General features: G+C 68.9%; 20 protein-coding genes. 7 read left to right on the plus strand and 13 right to left on the minus strand.

Going from position 1 to position 23,272, the window contains the following annotated elements; all coding sequences use genetic code 11:
* Positions 1-20: 20 nt before the first annotated feature.
* Complete coding sequence (locus tag ACT9AS_RS06960; RefSeq protein ID WP_445099386.1) at positions 21-1,739, plus strand: calcineurin-like phosphoesterase C-terminal domain-containing protein; 1,719 nt, start codon at positions 21-23, stop codon at positions 1,737-1,739.
* 25 nt (positions 1,740-1,764) lie between these two features.
* Here ACT9AS_RS06960 and mtnC read toward each other — a convergent pair whose 3' ends face one another.
* The 5 genes from mtnC to ACT9AS_RS06985 form a co-directional block, all read right to left on the minus strand.
* Complete coding sequence (mtnC, locus tag ACT9AS_RS06965; protein ID WP_445099387.1) at positions 1,765-2,463, minus strand: acireductone synthase; 699 nt, start codon at positions 2,461-2,463, stop codon at positions 1,765-1,767.
* A 113-nt stretch (positions 2,464-2,576) separates the two neighbouring features.
* On the minus strand, positions 2,577-3,134 hold the full coding sequence (locus ACT9AS_RS06970) for a cupin domain-containing protein (protein ID WP_445099388.1): 558 nt from the start codon (positions 3,132-3,134) through the stop codon (positions 2,577-2,579).
* Positions 3,131-3,769 (minus strand): methylthioribulose 1-phosphate dehydratase, encoded by a 639-nt coding sequence (locus ACT9AS_RS06975; RefSeq protein WP_445099389.1) that lies wholly within the window; start codon positions 3,767-3,769, stop codon positions 3,131-3,133. Before ACT9AS_RS06975 ends, ACT9AS_RS06970 begins: the two co-directional genes overlap by 4 nt.
* 69 nt (positions 3,770-3,838) lie before the next feature.
* Positions 3,839-5,134 carry an amino acid permease gene (locus tag ACT9AS_RS06980; RefSeq protein ID WP_445099390.1) on the minus strand — a complete coding sequence of 432 codons (1,296 nt, stop codon included), beginning with the start codon at positions 5,132-5,134 and terminating at the stop codon, positions 3,839-3,841.
* Positions 5,135-5,143: 9 nt separating this feature from the next.
* Positions 5,144-6,610, minus strand: coding sequence for an amino acid permease (locus tag ACT9AS_RS06985; RefSeq protein ID WP_445099391.1), 1,467 nt, complete (start codon positions 6,608-6,610; stop codon positions 5,144-5,146).
* A 177-nt stretch (positions 6,611-6,787) separates the two neighbouring features.
* On the opposite strand from ACT9AS_RS06985, the gene ACT9AS_RS06990 reads away from it, so the two are divergent.
* Positions 6,788-7,363 carry an NUDIX domain-containing protein gene (locus tag ACT9AS_RS06990; RefSeq protein WP_445099392.1) on the plus strand — a complete coding sequence of 192 codons (576 nt, stop codon included), beginning with the start codon at positions 6,788-6,790 and terminating at the stop codon, positions 7,361-7,363.
* Between the two features lie 4 nt (positions 7,364-7,367).
* Here ACT9AS_RS06990 and serA read toward each other — a convergent pair whose 3' ends face one another.
* On the minus strand, positions 7,368-8,606 hold the full coding sequence (gene serA, locus ACT9AS_RS06995; RefSeq protein WP_445099393.1) for a phosphoglycerate dehydrogenase: 1,239 nt from the start codon (positions 8,604-8,606) through the stop codon (positions 7,368-7,370).
* A 133-nt stretch (positions 8,607-8,739) separates the two neighbouring features.
* On the opposite strand from serA, the gene ACT9AS_RS07000 reads away from it, so the two are divergent.
* The 3 genes from ACT9AS_RS07000 (at position 8,740) to ACT9AS_RS07010 (ending at position 12,547) form a co-directional block, all read left to right on the plus strand.
* Positions 8,740-10,128 carry an FAD-linked oxidase C-terminal domain-containing protein gene (locus tag ACT9AS_RS07000; protein ID WP_445099394.1) on the plus strand — a complete coding sequence of 463 codons (1,389 nt, stop codon included), beginning with the start codon at positions 8,740-8,742 and terminating at the stop codon, positions 10,126-10,128.
* A 142-nt stretch (positions 10,129-10,270) separates the two neighbouring features.
* Entirely contained in the window at positions 10,271-10,606 is a 336-nt protein-coding gene (locus tag ACT9AS_RS07005) for a DUF2388 domain-containing protein (RefSeq protein WP_445099395.1), read from the plus strand.
* 81 nt (positions 10,607-10,687) lie between these two features.
* Complete coding sequence (locus ACT9AS_RS07010) at positions 10,688-12,547, plus strand: zinc-dependent peptidase (protein WP_445099790.1); 1,860 nt, start codon at positions 10,688-10,690, stop codon at positions 12,545-12,547.
* 3 nt (positions 12,548-12,550) lie between these two features.
* Here ACT9AS_RS07010 and efpL read toward each other — a convergent pair whose 3' ends face one another.
* The 7 genes from efpL to ACT9AS_RS07045 form a co-directional block, all read right to left on the minus strand.
* On the minus strand, positions 12,551-13,117 hold the full coding sequence (gene efpL / locus ACT9AS_RS07015) for an elongation factor P-like protein EfpL (protein ID WP_445099396.1): 567 nt from the start codon (positions 13,115-13,117) through the stop codon (positions 12,551-12,553).
* Between the two features lie 133 nt (positions 13,118-13,250).
* On the minus strand, positions 13,251-14,021 hold the full coding sequence (locus ACT9AS_RS07020) for an SDR family NAD(P)-dependent oxidoreductase (RefSeq protein ID WP_445099397.1): 771 nt from the start codon (positions 14,019-14,021) through the stop codon (positions 13,251-13,253).
* Between the two features lie 75 nt (positions 14,022-14,096).
* Positions 14,097-16,682 (minus strand): EAL domain-containing protein, encoded by a 2,586-nt coding sequence (locus ACT9AS_RS07025; protein ID WP_445099398.1) that lies wholly within the window; start codon positions 16,680-16,682, stop codon positions 14,097-14,099.
* Complete coding sequence (locus ACT9AS_RS07030) at positions 16,683-17,573, minus strand: hydroxymethylglutaryl-CoA lyase (RefSeq protein ID WP_445099399.1); 891 nt, start codon at positions 17,571-17,573, stop codon at positions 16,683-16,685.
* Positions 17,570-18,211 (minus strand): hypothetical protein, encoded by a 642-nt coding sequence (locus tag ACT9AS_RS07035; protein ID WP_445099400.1) that lies wholly within the window; start codon positions 18,209-18,211, stop codon positions 17,570-17,572. Before ACT9AS_RS07035 ends, ACT9AS_RS07030 begins: the two co-directional genes overlap by 4 nt.
* Complete coding sequence (locus tag ACT9AS_RS07040; protein ID WP_445099401.1) at positions 18,208-20,229, minus strand: acetyl-CoA carboxylase biotin carboxylase subunit; 2,022 nt, start codon at positions 20,227-20,229, stop codon at positions 18,208-18,210. Before ACT9AS_RS07040 ends, ACT9AS_RS07035 begins: the two co-directional genes overlap by 4 nt.
* 19 nt (positions 20,230-20,248) lie before the next feature.
* Positions 20,249-21,031 (minus strand): enoyl-CoA hydratase-related protein, encoded by a 783-nt coding sequence (locus ACT9AS_RS07045; protein WP_445099402.1) that lies wholly within the window; start codon positions 21,029-21,031, stop codon positions 20,249-20,251.
* A gap of 123 nt (positions 21,032-21,154) precedes the next feature.
* On the opposite strand from ACT9AS_RS07045, the gene ACT9AS_RS07050 reads away from it, so the two are divergent.
* Entirely contained in the window at positions 21,155-21,406 is a 252-nt protein-coding gene (locus ACT9AS_RS07050; RefSeq protein ID WP_445099403.1) for a FeoA domain-containing protein, read from the plus strand.
* Positions 21,403-23,271, plus strand: a complete 1,869-nt coding sequence (gene feoB, locus ACT9AS_RS07055) for a ferrous iron transport protein B (protein ID WP_445099404.1) — start codon at positions 21,403-21,405, stop codon at positions 23,269-23,271. The genes ACT9AS_RS07050 and feoB overlap by 4 nt, the downstream gene beginning before the upstream one ends.
* The last annotated feature ends 1 nt before the right edge of the window (position 23,272 follow it).

The following is a 23,272-nucleotide window of genomic DNA, read 5'->3' on the forward strand; positions in this document are numbered from 1 at the left end:
CAGTCAACGGAGTCGTTTCCATGCGGTGTTCGCGCCTGTTGCCCGCAGCCGTGCTGCTCGTTTTCCTGGCCGTGGGGCCGGCAGTCGCCGCGTCGCCCTGCAACGGCGGTATCGTGTTCGAGGACCATGATTACGACGGCGTGCGCGATCCCGGCGAGCACGGCATCGCGGACGTCAAGGTTTCCGATGGCGTCCGCATCGTCGCCACCGATGCCGAAGGACGCTACGAGTTGCCGGTCGTCGATGGCCGCAGCATCTTCATGATCAAGCCGCCCGGCTACGAGGCCGGACGCAGGAGCAACGGGCTTCCGGACTACTGGCGCAACATCCGCACGATGCCAGGGCCGGACCTGGAGTACGGCGGCATTCCGGTGCAGCCGGCAGTGTGCAAGGACTTCCCGCTGGCCCGGATCGACCGGGCGAATATCCTCCGTGACGGGAGCCGGCTGCGGGTCGCGGTGTTCGCCGATCCGCAGGTCAAGTCGATGGTCGACGTGGGCTATTACAAGCGCGACATCGTCGACTCGGTGTTGGCCGACCAGCTGTCGCGGGAAGGCGTCGTGTCGGCCGACGGTACGGTGGACCGCTACATCTCGGAAGGCGCACCGGCGGACCTCGGGCTGACCCTGGGCGACGTCGTCAACGACGATCTCTCGCTGTATCCAGCGCTGAACGAGATCACCGCGAGTCTGGGGACGTCGTGGTTGCATGCGCCGGGCAACCATGACCTGGACTTCGATGCCGGCAGCGATGCCGATTCGCTGCTGACCTTCCGCAACACCTTCGGTCCCGACACGTTCGCCTGGGAAGAGCGGCAGGCCACGTTCATCGTGCTCGACGACGTGGTCTACCGGCCGGGCCAGAAACCGGCCTACACCGGCGGCCTGCGCGACGACCAGTTCGGCTTCCTCGAAGCCTACCTGCCGACGCTGCCGAAAGACCGGCTGCTGGTGGTCGCGGTGCATATCCCGCTGTTCGAGCCGGACGGCCGCGACACCTTCCGGGATGCCGACCGCGAGCGCCTGTTCGCGTTGCTCGACGACTTCCCCCACGTCCTGCTGCTCAGCGCCCACAATCACACCCAGCAGCATGTATTCCACGACACCGCGACCGGCTGGCACGGCGCGCAACCGTTGCACGAATACAACGTCGGTGCGGCGTGCGGTGCATTCTGGTCGGGTGTGAAGGGCGCCGACGGCATTCCCGACACGACCATGGCCGACGGCACCCCGAATGGCTACGCCACGCTGACGGTGGCCGGCCAGGGTGAGTACCAGCTCGCCTGGCATCCGGCGGGACTGCCCGACGACGACGGGACCCGGCCAGCGCCATCGCGACAGGGCGATGATCCTTCGGTCACCCAGGCGATGGCCCTGCATGCGCCCAACGTGTTGCGCCGCGGCGCGTATCCGGCGGCCGGCGTGTACGCCAACGTGTTCATGGGCATGGACGACACCCGCGTCGAATACCGCATCGACGACGGCGAATGGCAACCAATGCGTCGCACGTCGCGTCCCGATCCGCGGCTGCTCACCGAAAACGTCCGCGATGATGCGGCCACGACCCTGCGCGGTTACGACCGCGCCCCTGAAGCGGAGCCTTCGACACACCTGTGGCGCGGCGCCCTGCCGACCGACCTCGAGGTGGGCGAGCACCGGATCGAGGTGCGCGCGTTCGATCGCTGGCAGGGCGAGCAGCGCGCTTCGACGGCCTATCGGCTCGCCGAAGCTCCAGAGTAGGCGCGGCTACGCGGTTCCGGCAGGCTCAGGCCGTGACCGGGATATCCGCGAACGATTCGACCCGGCGGTGGCCGTTGGCGTCGTCACCGCTGCGTGGCTGCGGATAGTCGTCCAAACGGTCGACCAGCACGGTATCGAGCCCGGCCTCGCGCGCGGCGTCGAGTTCCTCGACCACGTCGGACAGGAACAGGATTTCTCCCGGCGGCACGTCGACCGACGCCGCGATCCGGCGGTAGCTTTCGGCCTCGCGCTTGCCGCCCACCTCGGTATCGAACCAGCCACTGAACAGCGCCGTCAGGTCGCCGGCATCGCTGTGCCCGAAGAACAGCCGTTGCGCCGGCACGCTGCCGGAGGAGTACACGTACAGCGGCAACCCGGCGTCGTGCCAACCCTGCAACGCGGGCGCGGCGTCCGGGTAGATGTGGGCGGTGAAGTCCGCGCTGTCGTAGCCGGCCGCCCAGATCATCCCCTGCAGCGCCTTCAGCGCGGTGTGCTTGCGGTCCTGGTCGATCCAGCCCTGCAGCACCTCGACGACCATCTCGTCGCGGCACATGGCGCCGTTCTCGGCCGCGACCGCATCCAGCCACTTGCGTACCGCCGGGTCGTTGGCGTGCGCGCGGACAAAGCCGGGCAGGGCGCGGCGCGCATACGGGAACAGCACGTCCTTGACGAACGAGATGCTGCTGGTGGTGCCTTCGATGTCGGTGAGGATGGCCTGGGGCATTGCTGGAAGCTTCTGTAGGAGCGACGTAAGTCGCGATTGCACCGATGTGCGGGTCGCGTCGATATGCGGAGTCGCCGTGCAATCGGACTTACGTCGCTCCTGCACAGGCAAAATCAATGCGCTGGCGTCTTTTCGTAGCGCGGGAACCGCCCGGCGATATCGGTACCGGTGAAATGGCCGACCCAGCCGTCGGGCTCGGTGAAGAAGCGGATCGCGACGAAGCTCGGTTCCGGACCCATGTCGAACCAGTGGGTGGTGCCGTCGGGCACCGCGACCAGGTCGCCCTGTTCGCACAGGATCTCGTAGACCCGGTCGCCCACGTGCAGGGTGAACAGCCCCGAGCCGGCGACGAAGAAGCGGACCTCGTCTTCCTTGTGGAAATGCTCGTCGAGGAACTTCGCGCGCATCGCCTCGCGGTCGGGGTTGTCCGGTGCGATGCTGACCACGTCGACGCTCTTGAAGCCGCGTTCGGTCACCAGCCGGTCGATGTCGTCGCGGTACGCGGCGAGGATCGTTTCGGGACTGTCGCCCGGCGCAACGGGCGCGCTGGCTTGCCACTGCTCGAAACCGACGCCGATCGTCGCCAGTTCCGCCGCCATCGCGGCATGGTCGCGGGTCGACAGCAGCGCGGCCCCCGGCTCGTTGTCGGCAAAGATCCGCAGGCGACTCACTGGTGCAACCTCCTCAGTTCCAGTTCGCAACCGAGCAGGAACTCGAATGCTTCCAGGTGGCGTCGCGCCTCGGCCATGTCGCGGCCCCAGGCGTAGAGGCCGTGGCCGTCGATCAGGTAGCCCCACATGCATTGCCGGTCGAGCAGCGCATCGACCTGGGCGGCGAGCGTGTGCATGTCCTGGCTGTTGGGCAGCACCGGCAGCTCGATCATGGTCTCGTGGGTGGTGTTGCCGGCGAAGGCCTTGAGCAGTTCGTACCCTTCCAGGTGCACGTGGCCGGTGCCGGAATACAGCCGCGAGGCCACGGTCTGGTTCATCGAGTGCGTGTGCAGCACGCAACCGGTCTCGGCGAAGCGCTTGTAGAGCTGGGTGTGCAGCAGTGTCTCGGCTGAAGGACGTTGTTCGGTGGCGACCGGCTGGCCGTCGAGGTCGACCACCATGATGTCGGCTTCGGTCAGGCGGCCCTTGTCGCCGCCGGACACGGTGATCGCGACATGGCGGTCATCCAGCCGCAGCGAGAAATTGCTGCTGGTCGCGGGGGTCCAGCCGGCGGCGGCCAGTTCGCGCACGTTGACGATGATCTCGCCGGCGCGTTGCTTCAGCTGTTGCGGGTCGTAGGGCAGGGACGGGCTCATGCCGCGAGTTTAGCAACGCGGCGGGTCTCTGGAACGGGATCGCGCCCCGCCAATGCGGGGCGAGCCCGTTCAGGCTGCCCGGGCAGTGTCCCTGCGGCCGAGCAGGCGGAACAGCACCCACGCCACCAGCATCGCCGCGACCAGGCCGAGCAGCATGTCGACGGAGGTCGACCCCAGCAGCAGGGCGCAGGCGACCAGGGCGCCGATCCCGAGCAGGCGGTCGCTGGTGCTCGCACGGCGTTCGCGGGTACCGACCACCAGGCTCAGGCCGGCGGCGGCATAGGCGAGAACGACCAGGTTGACCACGATGCCGATGATCGTCCCGAACTGTCCGGACACGTTGGGCGACAGGGTCAGGACCGCGATGACGCTCATCGCCGACGCCACGATCAGCAGGCCCCAGCCGGCCGCACCGCGCCGGTTGAGGCGACCGAACACCGCCGGCAGGAAGCCGCGCTGCGCCGCCTGTGCGCCGGTTTCGCCGGTCACCAGCATCCAGCCGCCGAGGGTGCCGGTGGCCTTGAGCGCCGCGGCGGCGGCAATCGCGATGGCGGCCCACGGGCCGAAGATCTCGGCCGCGACCAGCGCGAACGGCGCGCTGGATTCGGCCAGCTCGCGCGCGGGCACGATGCCCATCACCAGCACCGAGGAGACGACGTAGACGATGCCCGCGATGAGCACGCCGCCGAGGGTTGCGATCGGCACGTCACGATCCGGGTCGCGCACCAGCCCGGCAATCATCGCGCCGGTTTCCAGCCCGACGAACGCCCAGAAAATCGCGCCGAGCGAGCCGAAGACCACCGAGCCGTCGGACTCGCCCGAGACGTTCCAGGCCGCGTCGTAGATATCGGGGTCGAAGTGCCCCCAGCCGAACAGCAACACCACCGCCACCGGCAACAACCCGAATACCACGCAGAACGACTGGAACTTCGCGACCGGTTTCGGGCCCAGCAGGTTGATCGCGAACATCAGCCAGATCAGTGCGATCTGGCCGCCGACCTGCACCATCGGGTTGCCGCCATCCAGCGGCAGCAGCATGACCAGGTAGCCGAAGGCCGCCACCGCGATCGCGTTGTTGCCGATCCAGGACGAGAACCAGTACAGCGACGAGGCCAGGAAGCTCGCATCGCGACCCAGCGACGGCCGCACGTAGTCATCGGCCGACTGCAGGTTGGGATAGTCGCGCGCCAGCCGCGCGAACGCCCCGCCCAGCATCAGCGCCAGCGCGGTACCGATCACCCAGCTGAAGACCGTGACCGCGCCGGAAGTGGCGAGGCTGGCCGGCAGCAGGAAGAACCCCGAGCCGATCATGTTGTTGGCCACCACGAAGGTGGCCAGCACCGGGCCGATCTTGCGTGAACTCATCGGGGCGGGTTACCCGTTGCGCAGCTTGCTGTGGCGGTAGCCGTAGAGCCCGTAGATCAGCGCGCCGATGACGATCCAGCCCACCAGCAGGTGCCAGTGCTCGGCGAACGGCAGCGAGAACAGGTACAGGCAGGCGACGAATCCGAGCGGGCAGATCACGATCGCCAGCGGCACCCGGAACGGGCGCGGCAGGTCGGGCTTGGTGAAGCGCAGGACCAGCACGCCGGCGCAGACCGTGGCGAAGGCGAGCAGGGTGCCCATCGACACGATGTCGCCCAGCAGCCCCAGCGGCATCAGGCCGGCCAGCGCCGCGGCGATGATGCCGACGATGACGGTACCGATGTACGGGGTGTGGTACTTGCGGTGCACCTTGCCGAACAGCTTCGGCATCAGGCCGTCGCGCGACATGCTGTAGAAGATGCGCGGCTGCGCCATCAGCATCACCAGGATCACCGACGACAGGCCGGCGATCGCGGCCAGCTCGACCAGCGTCTGCAGCCAGCCCAGTGCCGGGTAGTTGTTGAGCGCGGTCGATACCGGCTCGGGCGTGCCGAGCAGGCGGAAGTCCATCATGCCGGTCAGCACCGCGCACATGACGATGTACAGCACGGTGCAGACCGCCAGCGAACCGAGGATGCCGACCGGCATGTCCTTCTGCGGATTCTTCGCCTCGCCGGCCGCGGTGGAGACCGCGTCGAAGCCGATGTAGGCGAAGAACACCACCGATGCCGCGCGCAGCACGCCGGCCACGCCGTAGGTGTTGCCACCCTCGTTCTCCGGGATGAACGGCTGCCAGTTGCCCGGATCGATGTACTGGATGCCGAAGGCGATGAACAGCACGATCACCGAGACCTTGATCGCGACGATGATCGAGTTGACGAACGCCGACTGGGTGATGCCGACGTAGCCGACCGCGCTGACCGCGGCGATGATCAGCACCGCCGGCAGGTTCACGATGCCGCCGGTGTGGGTGAACGTGCCGTTGTCGTAGGCGAACGGCGCGCTGGCCAATGCCGTAGGCAGGGCCAGGTCGAAATTGCTCAGGAACGCGTTGAGGTAGCCCGACCAGCCGACCGCGACCGTCGAGGATGCGAACAGGTACTCGAGCACCAGGCACCAGCCGATGAACCAGGCGACGCCCTCGCCGAGGGTTGCGTAGGAGTACGAATAGGCGCTGCCCGAGACCGGCAGCATCGCCGCGAACTCGGCGTAGCACAGGCCGGCGAAGGCGCAGGCGATTCCGGCGAGGATGAAGCTGAGCATCACCGCCGGGCCGGCGTATTCCGCCGCGGCCTGGCCGGTCAGCACGAAGATGCCGGCGCCGATCACCGCGCCGATGCCGAGCATGATCAGCTGGGTTCCGGTGAGGGTGCGCTGGAGTGTGGGTTCGCCCTCCAGGCTGCCCTCGAACGGCTCGCCCGCATCGACGTGTCCCGCCGGTGCGATCGGCTTGGTGGCTAACAGGTTCTTGAGCATCCGGATCCCCAATTGAGTTGGCGGCGAGCGGCAGCTGGCCGTGTACGGTGCGTGAAGCAACGCCCGACAATACCCCAGCGGAGAAACGAGCGGCAAGCGCCACAACGGGGATCACAATCGCGCGATGACACGCGGATAATCGTGCCCTTCCGCCAGAAATCGAACGTACCTTTACGTATGTACGCAGATCCGAATTCCGCCGGCCAAGCCGTGGAAGCCGCCTTGGTCGACTATCGACACCGCTGGCCCGATGAGGCCGGGGTCGTCGCCGTGTTCGAGCAGTTGCTCGCCGCGCGGGACGGGACTCCGGCCGGCAACCCGTTCATGCGCGAGCGTCTCGCTGGGCACCTGACCGGTTCGAGCTGGCTGGTCGATCGCTCGGGACGTCGGGTGCTGCTGACCCACCACCGCAAGCTCGACCGCTGGCTGCAACTGGGTGGCCATGCCGATGGCGACGTCGACCTCGCGCGGGTCGCACTGCGCGAAGCGGAAGAGGAGTCGGGGCTCGATGGACTCACGCTGGAAGGCGGCCTGTTCGACCTCGACCGCCACTGGATCCCCGAGCGTGGCGACGTGCCCGGCCACTGGCACTACGACGCGCGCTACGTGGTGCGGACCGGCGCCAACGAGGATTTCGTGGTCAGCGCCGAGTCCCTCGACCTGGCCTGGCGCGACATCGATGCGATCGCCGCGGACGCCGATGCCGACCCGTCATTGCGCCGGATGGCGCGCAAGTGGCTGCAGCGGGCGTAGCGGCTCAGACCAGGGTTCGCGTCCGCAGCGTGCCAGGGATCGCCGCGAGCTGCTCCTTCAACTGCGCCGCCTGTGCGTCGGTCGCGGCGACGTCGATCACCACGTAACCCACCTCGGGGTGGGTGCGCAGGAACTGGCCGTCGATGTTGACCCCGGCCTGCGAGAAGATCTCGTTGACCCGCGACAGCACACCCGGCACGTTGCGATGGATGTGCAGTAACCGCAGGCTGCCCTCGTGCCCGGGCAGGGTGACTTCGGGGAAGTTGACCGCCGACAGGGTCGAGCCGTTGTCGCTGTATCGCACCAGCTTGGCCGCGACTTCCAGCCCGATGTTGTCCTGCGCCTCCAGCGTGCTGCCGCCGATGTGCGGGGTCAGGATCACGTTGTCGAGGCCGACCAGCGGCGACTCGAACCGGTCGCCGTTGGCCTTCGGTTCGACCGGGAACACGTCCACCGCCGAGCCGCCGAGCTGCCCTGACCGCAATGCCCCGGCGAGCGCGTCGATGTCGACCACCTTGCCGCGCGAGGCGTTGATCAGGTGCGCGCCGCGACGCATCGCCGTGATCTGCGCGGTGCCGATCATGTCGCGCGTGGCCGGGGTTTCCGGCACGTGCAGGGTCACCACGTCGCTGCGCGCCAGCAGGTCGTCCAGCCCCGCGGCGGCGCGCGCGTTGCCGAGCGACAGCTTGGCCTCGATGTCGTGGAACAGCACCTGCATGCCGAGGGCCTCGGCGATCAGCCCGACCTGGGTGCCGATGTGGCCGTAGCCGACGATGCCGATGGTCTTGCCACGGACCTCGTGGCTGCCCGCGGCGGACTTGGACCAGCCGCCGCGATGGCATTGCGCGCTCTTCTGCGGGATGCCGCGCATCAGCATGATCGCCTCGGCGACCACCAGCTCGGCGACGCTGCGGGTGTTGGAATAGGGCGCGTTGAACACCGGGATGCCGAGCCGTTCGGCGGCGTCGAGGTCGACCTGGCTGGTGCCGATGCAGAAGCAGCCGATCGCGATCAGCCGCCGCGCGTCGGCGAGCACGTCCGCGGTGAGTTGCGTGCGCGAGCGGATGCCGACGATGTGGGCGGCGGCGATCCTCTCGCGGAGTTCGTCCTCCGGCAGCGACTTGTCGTGGATCTCGATCTGCGAATAGCCGGCCTCGCGGAAGGTGTCGACCGCGTTCTGGCTGACGCCTTCCAGCAGCAGCACGCGGATGTCGCTCTTGGGGTAGGACGTCTTCTTGGTCACGGCAGGTGGTGGTCGGCGAGGCAATCGGGAACGACGAATATCGCAGAAATCCGAGCGGTTTGCTGCGCCGCACCACTGGACGCGCGGCCTGCGCGGCTGGCACGCTCGCGCTTCCCCTCGCGACACTCCGCCGATGACCGACCCGCGCTTCGATGCCCTGCTTGCTACCGCCCCGGGACTGCGGCTCACCACCGAGCCCGCCGAGCTGGAGCACTACGGCCGCGACTGGACCCGGCGCTGGACCCCGGCGCCGCTGGCGATCGCCTTGCCGGCCAGCATCGGCGAGGTGCAGGCGCTGGTGCGCTGGGCCAACGAGCATGGAATCGCGATCGTGCCGTCCGGTGGGCGCACCGGCCTGTCCGGTGGTGCGGTCGCGGCCAACGGCGAACTGGTGGTGAGCCTGGAACGCATGAATCGCGTGCTCGATTTCGACCCGGTCGACCGCAGCCTCACGGTGCAGGCCGGCATCGCGCTGCAGGCGGTGCAGGACGCGGCGCGCGAGCATGGGTTGCAGTACCCGGTCGACTTCGCCGCGCGCGGCTCCTGCACGATCGGCGGCAACATCGCGACCAACGCCGGCGGCATCCGGGTGATCCGCCATGGCAACACCCGCGAGTGGATCGCCGGACTGACCGTCGTCACCGGTGCCGGCGACCTGCTGGAGCTCAACCGCGGCCTGCTGAAGAACTCCAGCGGCTACGACCTGCGCCACCTGATGATCGGTTCGGAGGGCACCCTCGGCATCGTGGTCGAGGCGATCCTGCGGCTGACCGACCCCGCGCCGCCGACCAACGTGATGCTGCTCGCGCTGCCGTCGTTCGAGGTGTTGATGCAGGTGTTCGCAGCCTTCCGCGAGCGGCTGCAGCTGCAGGCGTTCGAGTTCTTCACCGACTGTGCGCTGCGGCACGTGCTCGCGCACGGGGCGCAGGCGCCGTTCGACGAGGTCCATCCGTATTACGTGGTGGCCGAGTTCGCCGCGGGCGACCCGGGCGGGGATGCGGCCGCATTGGAGGCGTTCGAACACTGCCTGGACGCCGGGCTGGTCAGCGACGGCGTGATCAGCCAGAGCGACGCGCAGGCCGCGCAACTGTGGCGCCTGCGCGAAGGCATCACCGAGAGCCTGGCGCGGCATACGCCCTACAAGAACGATGTCTCGGTGCGAGTGTCGGCGATGCCGGCGTTCCTGGCCGAGGCCCAGGCGCTGCTTGCCCGCGAGTACCCGCAGTTCGAGGTGGTGTGGTTCGGCCACGTCGGCGACGGCAACCTGCACATCAACGTGCTCAAGCCGGAGGGGTACGACGCTGCCGACTTCGTCGACCAGTGCGAATCGGTCACCCGGCTGCTGTCGGACACGCTGGCGCGCCACGGCGGCAGCATTTCCGCCGAGCATGGCATCGGGCTGGTCAAGAAGGCCTGCCTCGAGGGCACCCGCAGCGCGGCGGAGATCGCGATCATGCGCGGGATCGCCCGCGTACTCGATCCCAACGGCATCATGAATCCGGGCAAATTGCTGGATCGCTGAGCCGGCGCGACTGAACCGTTTCCGTCAGCGCGTCGCATTTGCACGGTCCGGACATGCGATTGACGCCCGGCGACGGTAGGCTGTGCCGGCCGTTCCATCCCGGCGCGCGACCCGTGCTTCCACCCGTGACAGGACCCTTCCGATGAAACACCCCCGCCAGCCCGCGATCCGCCTGCTCACCGCCACGCTGCTGCTCGGCCTCTCGATGACCGCTTCGGCGTCGACCTTCTACACGATCTCCGATTCGCTGAGCGGCTCGGTCAAGGCCATTTCCGATGGCACCTCCGGCACCAGCGGCTCGTTCAGCAGCGACAAGATCGTGCTGGCCGCGCGCGACGACGCCGCCAGCTACGTCGCAAGCGCCGGCGCGATCCGCGGGGTGCACCTGGAGGCCGCCTTCATGCATATCCGCGAGTTGCTGCCCGCCGCCCGCCAGGCCAGCGATGACGAACTGGCGCAGGCGATCCTCGCCATCTGATCCCGTGGCGTCGTGAAACCCGGCCGCCGGTACGTGGGCCCTGGCTGGCCGGGAGTCGTACTGGCGTTGTCCGGTGCGCTGGTGGTTGCCGGGTTGCCGGCCCACGCCTCGCCCCAGCGGGACACGCCGTCAGGTGCCAGCAGCCCGCCGTCTGAGCCTCCGCCGGGGCTGCGGCTCCGGCTCGACACGCGGGGATTGGATACCGCCCAGGTCGACGCCAGCCAGCGCCTGCTCGACGACGCGCTGACGCGGCTTCCGCCGCAATTCATGACCCGCCTGGGCCGCGCGGTGCCGGTCCGCTGGAGCGACGCGCTTCCGCATGAATCCTACGGGCGCGCCGAGCGCACCGACCTGTTGCTCAACCGCCGGCTGCTGCCGGCGCTGGCCGACGGCAGCGCCGCCACGTTGCGCAGCGACCGCCCGCACCGCAGCCAGCGCCGCGAACTGCTGGCGACGGTGCTGCACGAGCTGACCCATTATCTTGATCGCGACCGGCGGCTGTCGGACGACCCGCGGCTGCTTGACCTCGCCGGCTGGCAGGTCAAGGTGCATCGCCGCTCGCGGCTCATGGACAACCGCTTCGTCGACCGCAGCCCCGACCCCTATGAGCTCACCGACCCGGAGGAGTTCGTCGCGGTCAACATGGAGTACTTCCTGCTCGACCCGGCCTACGCCTGCCGCCGGCCCGCGTTGCATCGCTGGTTCAGCGCGTACTTCGACTGGTCGCCGCCGCAGGATGAGTGCGTCGCCGGCTACCCCTTCCTCGATACCTCGGACGATCCCGGCGCTGATGTCGTCGGCATCCTCGATCCCGGGCGGGTCTACCAGGTCGACTACCTGCTGGCCGAAGGCAACGACCAGCTGATGAGCCGCTGGGGCCACGGGATGCTGCGACTGGTCGTGTGTGCACCCGGGCGCCCGCGCGGGCCGGACTGCCGGCTCGACCTGCAACACCACCTGGTGCTGTCGTTCCGCGCGTTCGTCGACGATGTGCAGCTGTCCAGTTGGCGTGGACTGACCGGTTCGTACCCGTCGCGCCTGTTCGTGCTGCCGCTGTCGCAGGTGGTCGAGGAGTACACCAAGGACCAGTTGCGCGGCCTGCGCTCGGTGCCGCTGCGGCTGGAGCGCGACGAGGTCGCCGGCCTGCTGGAGCGCGCCGCGAAACTGCACTGGAGCTACGACGGCCGCTACTACTTCCTGACCAACAATTGCGCGGTGGAGACCTTCAAGCTGCTGCATGACGGCGTGCCGCGGCTGGCCGGTGCGCGGCTCGACAGCATCACCCCGACCGGTTTGATGCGGCGGTTGCGCGAGCAGGGCATCGCCGACACCTCGGTGCTCGACGACCGGCGCGAGGCGCTGCGGCTGGGCTACCGATTCGATTCGCTGCGCGAGCGGTTCCAGGCGATGTACGACGTGGCCCGCGGCGAGCTGGCGTTGCCACCGACCACCGTCGAGGGCTGGTTGGACGCGTCTCCCGATGCCCGGGGACCCTGGCTGGGCAAGGCCGGCCTGCGGACCAGCGCCGCGCTTTTGCTGCTGGAACAGGCCGCCTACCGGCGCGAAGTCCTGCTGGCACGCGAGGACCTGAAGCGACGCTACCTCGACAGGGATGCGCGCGACCCGCGATTCGCCGATGCCGACGAACAATTGCAGCAGGTGCTGGAACAGAGCGGCTTCCTGAGTCGCCCGGCCGAATTGCTGGACGGGCAGGCCGGTTACGGCCTGCCGCAGGACGAAGAGCTGCGGTGGCTGGCCGCCGAAGGCGCGCGCCGGCGCGCGGGCCTGCAGCGCCTCGGTGAACAACTCACCGCCGAGGTGCGCGAACTGCTGGATCCGGCCATGCGCGCACGGCTCGACGGTGCCCAGGCCAACGTCACGTTGCTGGGCGACCGCCTGCGCAACCTGCACGAAGCAGGCGACGGATTGCGCCTGCCGTGACCGTCAGTCGGCGCGGCCGGCGAACTCGCCGGTGAGCGTGCTCACCAGCACCCGCTCGCCATTGCCGATGTACTCCGGGACCATGATCTCCAGCCCGGTCGACAAGCGTGCCGGCTTCGGCCGCTTGGTCGCGGTGCCGCCCTTGAGCTCCGGCGGGGTCTCGACCACCTCGATCGCGACGCTTGCCGGCAGCTGCAGCGCCACCGGCTGGTCGTCGATGATCTGCACGTAGCAGCCGGTCAGCTCGTCGACGATGTAGCCAGCGTCGTCGCCAACCACGTCGGCATCGAGCGTGTACGGGGTGTAGTCCTCGTCGTCGAGGAACACGAAGGAATCGCCGTCCTTGTAGGAGTAGGTCGCCTGGCGGCGGCTCAACTCGACTTCCTTCAGTTCGTCATCGCCACCGAGGCTGAGGTCGAACTTGTTGCCGCCCGGCACCGAGTACAGGGTGAAGCGGAACTTGACGTTGCCACCGCGGCCCTGCGGCGAGCTGCGCTCGATGCCACGCACCTGGTAGACGGTGTTGTTGTGCTCGACCACGTTGCCTTTCTTGACGTCGAAAGCTTTCATGCGATTTCCGGATGCGTTGGGGAAGCTGGTGGACACCCCGGTTCCCTGTAGGAGCGACGTAAGTCGCGACCGCACGGCGAAACCGGTTGTCCTCGAGATCGCGACTTACGTCGCTCCTACACGGGGCGACGGGTTACTTGGGTGCCAGCCGCGTCGCACCATCCAGGCGGATCGTCTCGCCATTGAGATAGGTATTGCCAAGGATGTAGGCGACCAGGTCGGCGAACTCCTCCGGCTGGCCGAGCCGCGACGGGAACGGGATGGTCGCCGCCAGCGACTGCTGCACGTTCTCGGGCATGCCGTCGACCATCGGGGTCCAGAACACGCCCGGCGCGATCGTCATCACGCGGATGCCGAAGCGCGCCAGTTCGCGCGCCATCGGCAGGGTCATGCCAACCACGCCGCCCTTCGATGCCGAGTACGCGGCCTGGCCGATCTGGCCTTCGTAGGCGGCGACCGACGCGGTGCTGACGATCACGCCGCGCTCGCCGTCGACGCCGGCCTCGTTGTGCTGCATCACCTCGGCGGCGGCCTTGGCGACGTTGAAGCTGCCGACCAGGTTGACCATCACCGTGGTCTGGAACTGCGACAACGGCATCGAGCCTTCGCGGCCGAGCACGCGACCGGCGCCGAGGATGCCGGCGCAGTTGACCGCGACGTTGAGCCCGCCGAGGAACTCGCGCGCAGCGGCGACGTTGGCCGCGACTGCTGCCTCGTCGGACACATCGGTCTTGTAGAAACGCGCGTTGCCATCGCCCAGCTCGGCGACCGCGGCAGCGCCCTTGTCGTCGTTGACATCGAACAGCGCGACCTTGCCGCCGTGCTTGACCAGGTGCCGCGCGACCGCGAGGCCGAGGCCGGAAACGCCGCCGGTGATGATGGCGCGGGTATCGGAAAGCTGCATGAGGGAGTCCTGCGGGCGGAAACCCGCGATTCTAAGCGACCGGCCGGATCGGCGTGGGCTTGCGGTCGCCGCAGGCTATGTCGCGCGGCCACGGATCACCGCGGACGGCAGGTACCTGTGCTGCATCTCGACCGGCGTCAGCCCGGGCGCGAACAGGAACCCCTGGCCGATGCCGACCCCGAGCCCCATCAGGAAATCCCGCTGGGCGACGGTTTCAATGCCTTCCGCGACCAGCCCCAGGCCCAGGCTGCGGGCGATCCCGGTGACGGCCTGGCAGACCGCGACATCCGACGCGTTGCCCGGCACGCCCTGCACGAACAGCTGGCTCAGCTTGAGCCCGTGGATCGGCAGCCGGCGCAGGTAGTTGAGCGCGCTGTAGCCTTCGCCGAAATCGTCGATCGACAGCACCACGCCGAGTTCGCGCAGCTCGGCGAACGTGCGCAGCGTGTCGGGTTCGTCCTCGATCAGCACCCGCTCGGTGAACTCCAGTTCCAGCGCGCTGCCGGGCAGGCCGGACTCGGCGAGCGCGGCGCGTACGTGCCCGGCCAGGTTCTCGCCAAGGAACTGGCGATAGGAGACGTTGACCGCGACGCGTTCCAGCGGCAGCCCGGATTCGCGCCAGTCGCGCAGCTGGTGGCAGGCCTCGGTGAGCACCCAGTCGCCGATCCCGACGATGTCGCCGGTGGTTTCGGCATGGCCGATGAACTGCCCCGGCGCCATGTCGCCGAGCGTACGGTTGTGCCAGCGCACCAGCGCCTCGGCGGCGACCAGCCGGCCGCTGGCGAGGTCGACCTGCGGCTGGTAGACCAGGTGCAGTTCCTCGTTGCTGACGGCGCGGCGCAGTTGTGTCTCCAACTGCAGCCGCTCGTTCTGCTGGGCCGCCAGTTCCGCGGTGAATCCCTGCCAGCTGTTGCGGCCGCGGCGCTTGCTGTCGTACATCGCGACATCGGCGCTCTGGATCAGCTGCTGCGAGCGCGTGCTGTCGTCGGGCGCCCGGGCGATGCCGATGCTGGCGGTGATCGAGAACTCCTCGCCGTCGAGCCGGAAGCTGTCGCCGAAGATGGCGAGGATGGCTTCGGCCAGCCGCGCCGGGCGGGCGGGATCATCCGCCGTCGCGCACACCACCAGGAACTCGTCGCCACCGAACCGGCCGATCGCGCCCTCGATGCCGACCGCGTGCTGGATCCGCCGCGACGCCGAGGCCAGCAGGCGGTCGCCGGCCGCGTGACCAAGCACGTCGTTGACGATCTTGAACCGGTCCAGGTCGATGTACAGCACCGCCAGCCGGGCCTGCGCCGGGTCGGCGAGGCGGCGCTCGATCTCGAAGCGCAACGCGTCGCGGTTCAGCAGGCCGGTCAGCGGATCGGTACGCGCCTGGGTGCGCAGGGTTTCCTCGGCCTGCATGCGCTCGGTGACGTCCTGCAGGGTGCCGGTCAGGCGCGCATTGAGCGGACCGCCGGCCTCGGCCTCGCCGATCACCCGAGCCCAGAACGGCCGGCCGTCGCCGCGGACGCCGCGCAACTCCAGCTCGATCGCCTTCCCGGTCGCCATCGCGTGGTCGAGGGCAAGCCGGAAGCGGTCGCGGTCGTTGTCGACGAAGCAGTCCAGCAGCCCGTCGATGGTATCGGGCGGTCGCGTGCGGCCGATGATGCGGCGGGCCTCGGCGGTCAGGTAGACCTGGTCCTGGCCGGTATCCCACTGCCATCCGCCGATATGGGCCAGGGCCTGGGCCCGCTCGAACATCGCGCTGTCGCGCTTGAGGTCGGTGATGTCGCTGAACATCGACAGTACCTGGTGCGCGCGGTCGGCGCCGGCGGCGAACTGCGGCACCGAACTCACCGACAGCCAGCTCAACTGCCGCAGGCGCTGGTTGAAGAAGCCGATCACCCGTGGGCCGACCGGCTTGCCGGTGCGCAGCGCCTCGCTTGACGGCAGCGCCTCTTCGGTGAGGATGCGGCCGTCCTCGCCGACCAGCAGCCAGTGGCCATCCCGGATCAGGTCTTCGAAGCCCTGGCGCCGTGGCGAATCCATCAGCCGCATCGCGGCGGCGTTGGCGTAGGTGGTGCGGCCATCGGCATCACGGACCACGACGCCCTTGTCGACCATTTCGGTCAGCACCCGGAACCGGGCTTCGGCATCGGTACGCGCGCTGAGGTCGCGCGCGACCGCGACCAGGCTGCGCTGGCCGCCGTACTCGAAATTGGCCGAATGCACCTCGACCGGGAACCGACTGCCGTCGGCGCGCATGTTGGTGACCTGGATCACGTAGCTCTCGCCGCGCGCCAGGGCGTCGCGCACCGGCCCCATGTGGCCGGAGGGCAGGTCGGGATTCAGCACCTCGATCGGCCGGCCGACGATCTCCCCGCGTGGCCGGTGGTAGGCGGCGATGCCGGCCTTGTTGAGGTCGAGCACGGTGCCGTCCCAAGCGATGATGCTGACCGGGTCGGGCACGGCGTCGAACAGTGTCTGGTAGCGCTGGCGTGCGGAGGCTTCGTCGCGCAGCGCCCGGCGCAGCGCGTCGCGCGCCTGGTGCAGCAGGGTGGCCTGGTGTGGTGGCAGGGCGGCGGCGTCGCACGCCCGGTCGAGCGCCGCCAGCGTCGCCGCCGCATCCACCTCGTCGAGGGGCGGGGGCGGGCGCTGGTCGGGCGGCTCGGCGTTCATCTACACGGCCAGCGCCTTGCCGACCTTGCTGCCGGTCTCGCGTCCCAGCAGCGACGCAAGCCAGCGGCCGGTGTCGGCGAGGCGATCGAGGTCGATGCCGGTCTCGATGCCGAGCCCGTGCAGCATGTAGACAACATCCTCGCTGGCGCCGTTGCCGCTGGCGCCCTTTGCATACGGGCAACCGCCGACGCCGGAGACGGCCGAGTCGACCACCGCCACGCCTTCCTCCAGGCAGGCGAGGATGTTCGACAGCGCCTGGCCGTAGGTGTCGTGGAAGTGCACCGCCAGCGCCGGCATGGGCACCTCGGCGGCGACCGCCTTCAGCATCGCGCGCGCCTTGCCGGGCGTGCCGACGCCGATGGTGTCGCCCAGTGAAATCTCGTAACAGCCCATTGCATGCAGTTCACGTGCAACCCGGACCACATCGGCCAGCGGCACCTCGCCCTGGTACGGGCAACCGAGCACGGTGGAGACGTAGCCACGGACCCGCACGCCGTCCGACTGCGCACGCGCCAGCACCGGCGCGAAGCGGGCCAGCGACTCGTCGATCGAGGCGTTGATGTTCTTCTGGTTGAATGCTTCGGAGGCGGCGGTGAACACCGCGATCTCCTCGACACCGACTTCGCGCGCGCGCTCGTAGCCCTTCTCGTTGGGCACAAGGACGGGGTAGTGGATGCCGGGTTTCCGGGTGATGCCGGCGAACACTTCGGCGGCATCGGCCAGTTGCGGCACCCACTTCGGACTGACGAAGCTGGTCGCCTCGATGCTCTGCAGGCCCGTGGCCGAGAGCCGGTCGATCAGTTCGATCTTGTCGGCGGTGGCGACGAGGGCCTTCTCGTTCTGCAGGCCGTCGCGGGGGCCGACCTCGACGATGCGGACACCGGATTTCATGGCAGGTTGCCCAGCTGGAGCGCGTTGATGTACGGACGGTACATCGCATCGGCCTGGTCATGGTCGAGGACCGGCTCGGTGCACTGGATGGTCAGTGCGTAGCGGTCGTTGATGACGGCCAGCAGGCTTTCGCTGCCCGGCTCTTCCTGTTTGGCCGGCACCGGTATCGCGTATGTATCGCCGTTGGAGAGTTGTCCGACCACGGGCAGCGTGGAGGGGCCGCCACGCGCGTTGAGCAGCACGGGTTCTTCGAGATAGCCCTTCCGCGCTCCCACCAGCATCTCGACGTTCATCTTCGAGAAACCCAGCATCAATGACTTTCCGTGTTCAAAAGCGTCATCCGCGCCAACGGAGGCGGCGCCGTCGGGCGTCTGGAATCGCGTGTCGTTGATATTGATGGTGCAATGGTCGCCGTCGCCGGTTTCGGGGTCTTCCTGGCCGTAGCGCGCGCTCACCTCGACGACTCCGCACTGTTTCCACAGCAGTGGCCGGCTTCCGATTGCTTCCAGCGAAGGCAGCGCGGCAGCGAACGGGATTTCTCCGCAGGCGTCGTCGATTTCCGCCTCCACGCCGGGCGTGCATCCGGCCAGCAACAGTCCGGTGGCCAGGGCGGAAACGAATCGTGCAAGCAGCTTCATGCCTGGTCCTCCAGCGCCACCAGCACGGCATCGGCCTCGACGAAGTCGCCGGCGGCCGCGCGAACCTCGGCGACGGTGCCGGCGCGCGGCGCCTTGAGGCTGAGCTCCATCTTCATCGCCTCGATCACCATGACCTCCTGGCCGGCCTCGACGGTGTCGCCGGCGGTGGCGCGGACCACCACCACCCGGCCCGGCATCGGTGCGACCACGTTGTCGGCGCCGGTGCCGGACGCGCCTTCCTCGTGACGGTACATCGCCAGCGGTTGCAGGCGCAGGCGGCGTTCACCGTCGTGGACCAGCAGGTTGCGGTCGCGGTCGAGCACGGTGAAGCCGCGGGCGCGGGCACCGATCCGCAGGCTCAGGTGGCCGTCGTGCAGGCGCGCGCCGCTGATCTGGTACGTGCCGCCGTCGTGGCTGGTGTCGCCCAGTTCCACCTGATAGTCGCCATTGCTGCCGCGCGCATGCACTTCGATGCGCTGGTCGCGATGGCCGAAGGCGAGGCTGCGGCGGCTGCCGTGGCCGAGCCGCCAGCCGTCGGCGATCGCCCACGGCGAAGTAGGGTCGCCCGAGTTGGCGGCGCGCGCGCGGGTGTCGTGTTCCTGCGCCAGCAACCGGGTCACGGTGGCGGCCAGCAGCAGGTCGGTGTCGATGTTGGCTTCGGCCGCCGGCACGAATTCGTCGAGGTGGCGGTCGAGGTAGCCGGTGTCGATGCTGGCGTCGACCACGGCCGGGTGCCGGGCCAGCCGTTCGAGGAATTCGATGTTCGACTTCGGTCCGCTGACCTCGCACTGCGCCAGCGCCGCGCGCAGGCGGGCGAGGGCGCGCGGCCGGTCGATGTCGTGGACGATGAGTTTGGCGATCATCGGGTCGTAGAAGATCGTCACGGTGTCGCCTTCGACTACGCCCGAATCGATCCGCACATGCTCGTCCGCGGTCGGCAGGCGCAGGCGCTCGAGCTTGCCGGAGCCGGGCAGGAAGCCGGCCTCGGGGTCTTCCGCGTACAGCCGCACCTCGATCGCGTGGCCGTGGCTGCGGACCTGCTCCTGCGCCAGTGGCAACGCATCGCCCGCGGCAACCTGCAACTGCCACGCGACCAGGTCGAGCCCGGTCACGCACTCGGTCACCGGGTGTTCGACCTGCAGGCGGGTGTTGATCTCCATGAAGTAGAACTGGCCGTCCTGGCCGACGATGAACTCGACCGTGCCGGCGTTGACGTAGTCGATCGCGCGCGCGGCCTGCACCGCCGCGGCGCCCATCGCCTCGCGCATCTGCGGGGTCAGGAACTGCGAGGGCGATTCCTCCAGCACCTTCTGGTAACGGCGCTGCGCCGAGCACTCGCGCTCGTTGAGGTGGATCGCGTTGCCGTGGCTGTCGCCGAACACCTGGATCTCGATGTGGCGGGGCTTCTCGACGTAGCGCTCCAGCAACACCCGGTCGCGGCCGAACGCGTTCTTCGCCTCGCGCTGGCACGATTCCAGGTTGGCGAGGAACCCGCCGCTGTCGCGCACGATCCGCATGCCCTTGCCGCCGCCGCCGTGCGCGGCCTTGATCATCAGCGGATAGCCGACCTTGTCGGCTTCGGCGTGCAGGTGCGTGGGATCCTGCTCCGCGCCGGTGTAGCCCGGCACCACCGGCACGCCGGCGGCCTGCATCAGTTCCTTGGCGCCGGCCTTCGAGCCCATCTTGCGCATCGACGCCGCTTTCGGGCCGATGAAGGCGATGCCCGCGGCTTCGACTGCATCGGCGAAGTCGGCGTTTTCCGACAGGAAGCCGTAGCCCGGGTGGATCGCCTGCGCGCCGGTCTGGCGCGCGACCTCGATGATCGCGTCGCCGCGCAGGTAGCTGTCGGCCGGCTGCGGGCCGCCGATGCAGTGCGCCTCGTCGGCCTGGCGCACGTGCTGGGCGTCGGCGTCGGCCTCGGAGTAGACCGCGACGGTGCGGATGCCGAGCTCGCGGCAGGTGCGGATGACCCGGCAGGCGATTTCGCCGCGGTTGGCAATCAGGATCTTTTCGAACACGTGGTCACTTCCTTATTGTTCAACCGCACCAGGCGGGCTTGCGCTTGTCGAGGAACGCCGACAGGCCTTCCTGGCCCTCCGGCGACACCCGCAGGCGCGCGATCAGGGCGGCGTTGTCGGCATCGTGGCGGGCGCCGTCGCTGTGCGACGCGACCTGGCGGACCAGCGACTTGGCCTGCGCCGAGGCCAGCGGACCGGCCTTGAGCAGCAGGTCGACCTGGCGCTGCACCGCGGTGTCGAGCGTGGTCGGGTGGACCGCGTCGTGCAGCAGGCCCATCGCGCAGGCCTGTCCGGCATCGAAGATCTCCGCCGAGGCGAACCAGCGGCGCGCCTGGCGGGCGCCGATCGCCTCGATCACGTACGGCGAGATCACCGCCGGCAGCAGGCCGAGTTTGCTCTCGGTCAGGCCGAACCTGGCGTCCTGCGAGCCGATCGCGATGTCGCAGCAGGCCACCAGTCCGACGCCACCACCGAAGGCGGCACCGTGGACCTTGGCGATGGTCGGCTTCGGCAATTCGTTCAGTGCACGCATCAGGCGGGCGAGGGCGAGCGAGTCGATGCGATTTTCGTCCTCGGTGGCGGCGGCCATGCCGCGCATCCAGTTGAGGTCGGCGCCGGCCGAGAACGAGGCGCCTTCGCCCTCGAGCACGACCACCCGGACTTCGGGGTCGCGACCGACCGCCTCCAGCGCGCCGGTCAGGGCCGCGATCAGTTCGGCGTCGAAGGCGTTGTGCACCTCGGGTCGGTTCATGCGCAGGCGGGCGACCGGGCCCTCGCGCAGGTTCAGCAATGGATGGCTCATGGTGGCGTCCGGTTCCTTGGCTGCCCCAATGATAGACGCTGGCGCATTGGCCATTTCCGGCATACGCCCGCGGCCATTGGCGATGGTAGAATGAGAACAATTCCCATTTGTACGGACGTTGCCTTGAAGCTGACGGAATTGCCGCGGCGCACCGCGGCCACGGTCGAGACGGTCGAGGACCTGTCGCCGAACGACGCCATCGCACGCCGCCTGCGCGAGCTGGGCTTCGTCGCCGGCGAGCGGGTCGAAGTGATGGCGGCCGGTCCGTTCTCGGCCGAACCGCTGCTGGTGCAGATCGGATTCACCCGGTTCGCGCTGCGCCGGGCCGAGGCCGCGCGCGTTCGCGTAAGTCGCGAAGTGGAGCAGGCCGCATGAGCGCCGCCGACAGTCTTCGCCTGGCCCTCGTCGGCAGCCCGAACTGCGGCAAGACCGCGTTGTTCAACCTGCTGACCGGCAGCCGCCAGAAGGTCGCCAACTACGCCGGTGTCACCGTCGAGCGCAAGGAGGGGCGGTTCAACGCACCGTCCGGCCGCAACTACGCGGTGCTGGACCTGCCGGGTGCCTACAGCCTCGATGCCGCCAGTCTCGACGAGGCGGTGACCCGCGACCTGTGCCGCGGCTTCTACCCGGGCGAGCCGGCGCCGGACGTGATCGTCTGCGTGGTCGATGCCACCAACCTGCGCCTGCACCTGCGCTTCGCGCTGGAAGTGCGCGAGCTCGGCAAGCCGATGGTGCTGGCGGTCAACATGATGGACGCGGCCAAGCGCCGCGGCATCGACGTCGACCTGGCCGCGCTGGAGCGCGAACTGGGCGTGCCGGTGGTGCCGACGGTGGCGATCCGTCGCGACGGCGCCGAGGCGCTGGTGGCGAAGCTCGACGGCGTTGCCGGCGCCATCCACGAGCCGCGCGAGCACATGTCCGCCGCGGCCATGGTCGACCCCGACGCATTGCACGCCGAGACCCGCCGCCTGCTGTCGCTGGCGGTGACGATGCCACGCCGCACCGCAGCGATCGACGACACCCTCGACCGCTGGCTGCTGAACCCCGCGATCGGCCTGCTGTCGCTGGCGGTGGTGATGTTCCTGATCTTCCAGGCGGTCTACGCCTGGGCGACGCCGATCATGGACGCGATCGACGCCGGCACCGTGGCGCTCGGCGAGTTCGTCGGCGCGACCCTGCCCGAAGGCCCGCTCAACAGCCTGCTGGTCGACGGCATCATCGCCGGCCTCGGCGGGGTGATCATCTTCCTGCCGCAGATCCTGATCCTGTTCGCCTTCATCATCGCGCTGGAGGAGTCCGGCTACCTGCCGCGCGCGGCGTTCCTGCTCGACCGGATGATGTCGAAGGCCGGCCTGTCGGGCCGCTCGTTCATCCCGCTGCTGTCGAGCTTCGCCTGCGCGATCCCCGGGATCATGGCGACCCGCTCGATCCAGGACCCGCGCGACCGCCTCGCGACGATCCTGGTCGCGCCGCTGATGACCTGCTCGGCGCGCCTGCCGGTGTATGCGTTGCTGATCGGCGCGTTCATCCCGCAGCAGCAGGTCGGCATCTTCAACCTGCAGGGGCTGGTGCTGTTCGGGCTGTACGTCGCCGGCATCCTCAGCGCGCTCGGCGTGTCGTGGGTGATGAAGAAGTGGCGCCGCGACAAGAGCGAGCACCCGTTGATGCTGGAGCTGCCGTCGTACCGCATCCCGCACCCGCGCGACGTGCTGATCGGCCTGTGGGAACGCGCCTGGATCTTCCTGCGCCGGGTCGGTGGCATCATCCTCGCGCTGACCATCCTGCTGTGGTTCCTGCTGTCGTTCCCGGCCGCGCCGGCCGATGCGGTGCAGCCGGCGATCGACTACAGCTTCGCCGGCCGGATCGGCCACGCGATGACCGCGATCTTCGCGCCGCTGGGCTTCAACTGGCAGATCTGCATCGCCCTGATCCCGGGCCTGGCCGCGCGCGAGGTGGCGGTGTCGTCGCTGGCGACGGTGTACGCGCTGTCGGCGGCCAATGACGATGCGGCGACCGCGGCGCTGACGCCGGTCATCTCCGACACCTGGTCGCTGGCGACTGCGCTGTCGCTGCTGGTGTGGTTCATCTACGCGCCGATGTGCATCTCGACCCTGGCCACGATCAAGCGCGAGACCAACTCGTGGAAGCAGGTCGGCATCGCCACCGGCTATCTGTTCGGACTGGCTTACCTCGCGTCGCTGGTGACCTACCAGGTCGCGGTGTTGCTGGGAGCGGGATGAG

The sequence above is a fragment of the Lysobacter sp. F60174L2 genome (assembly GCF_052547135.1).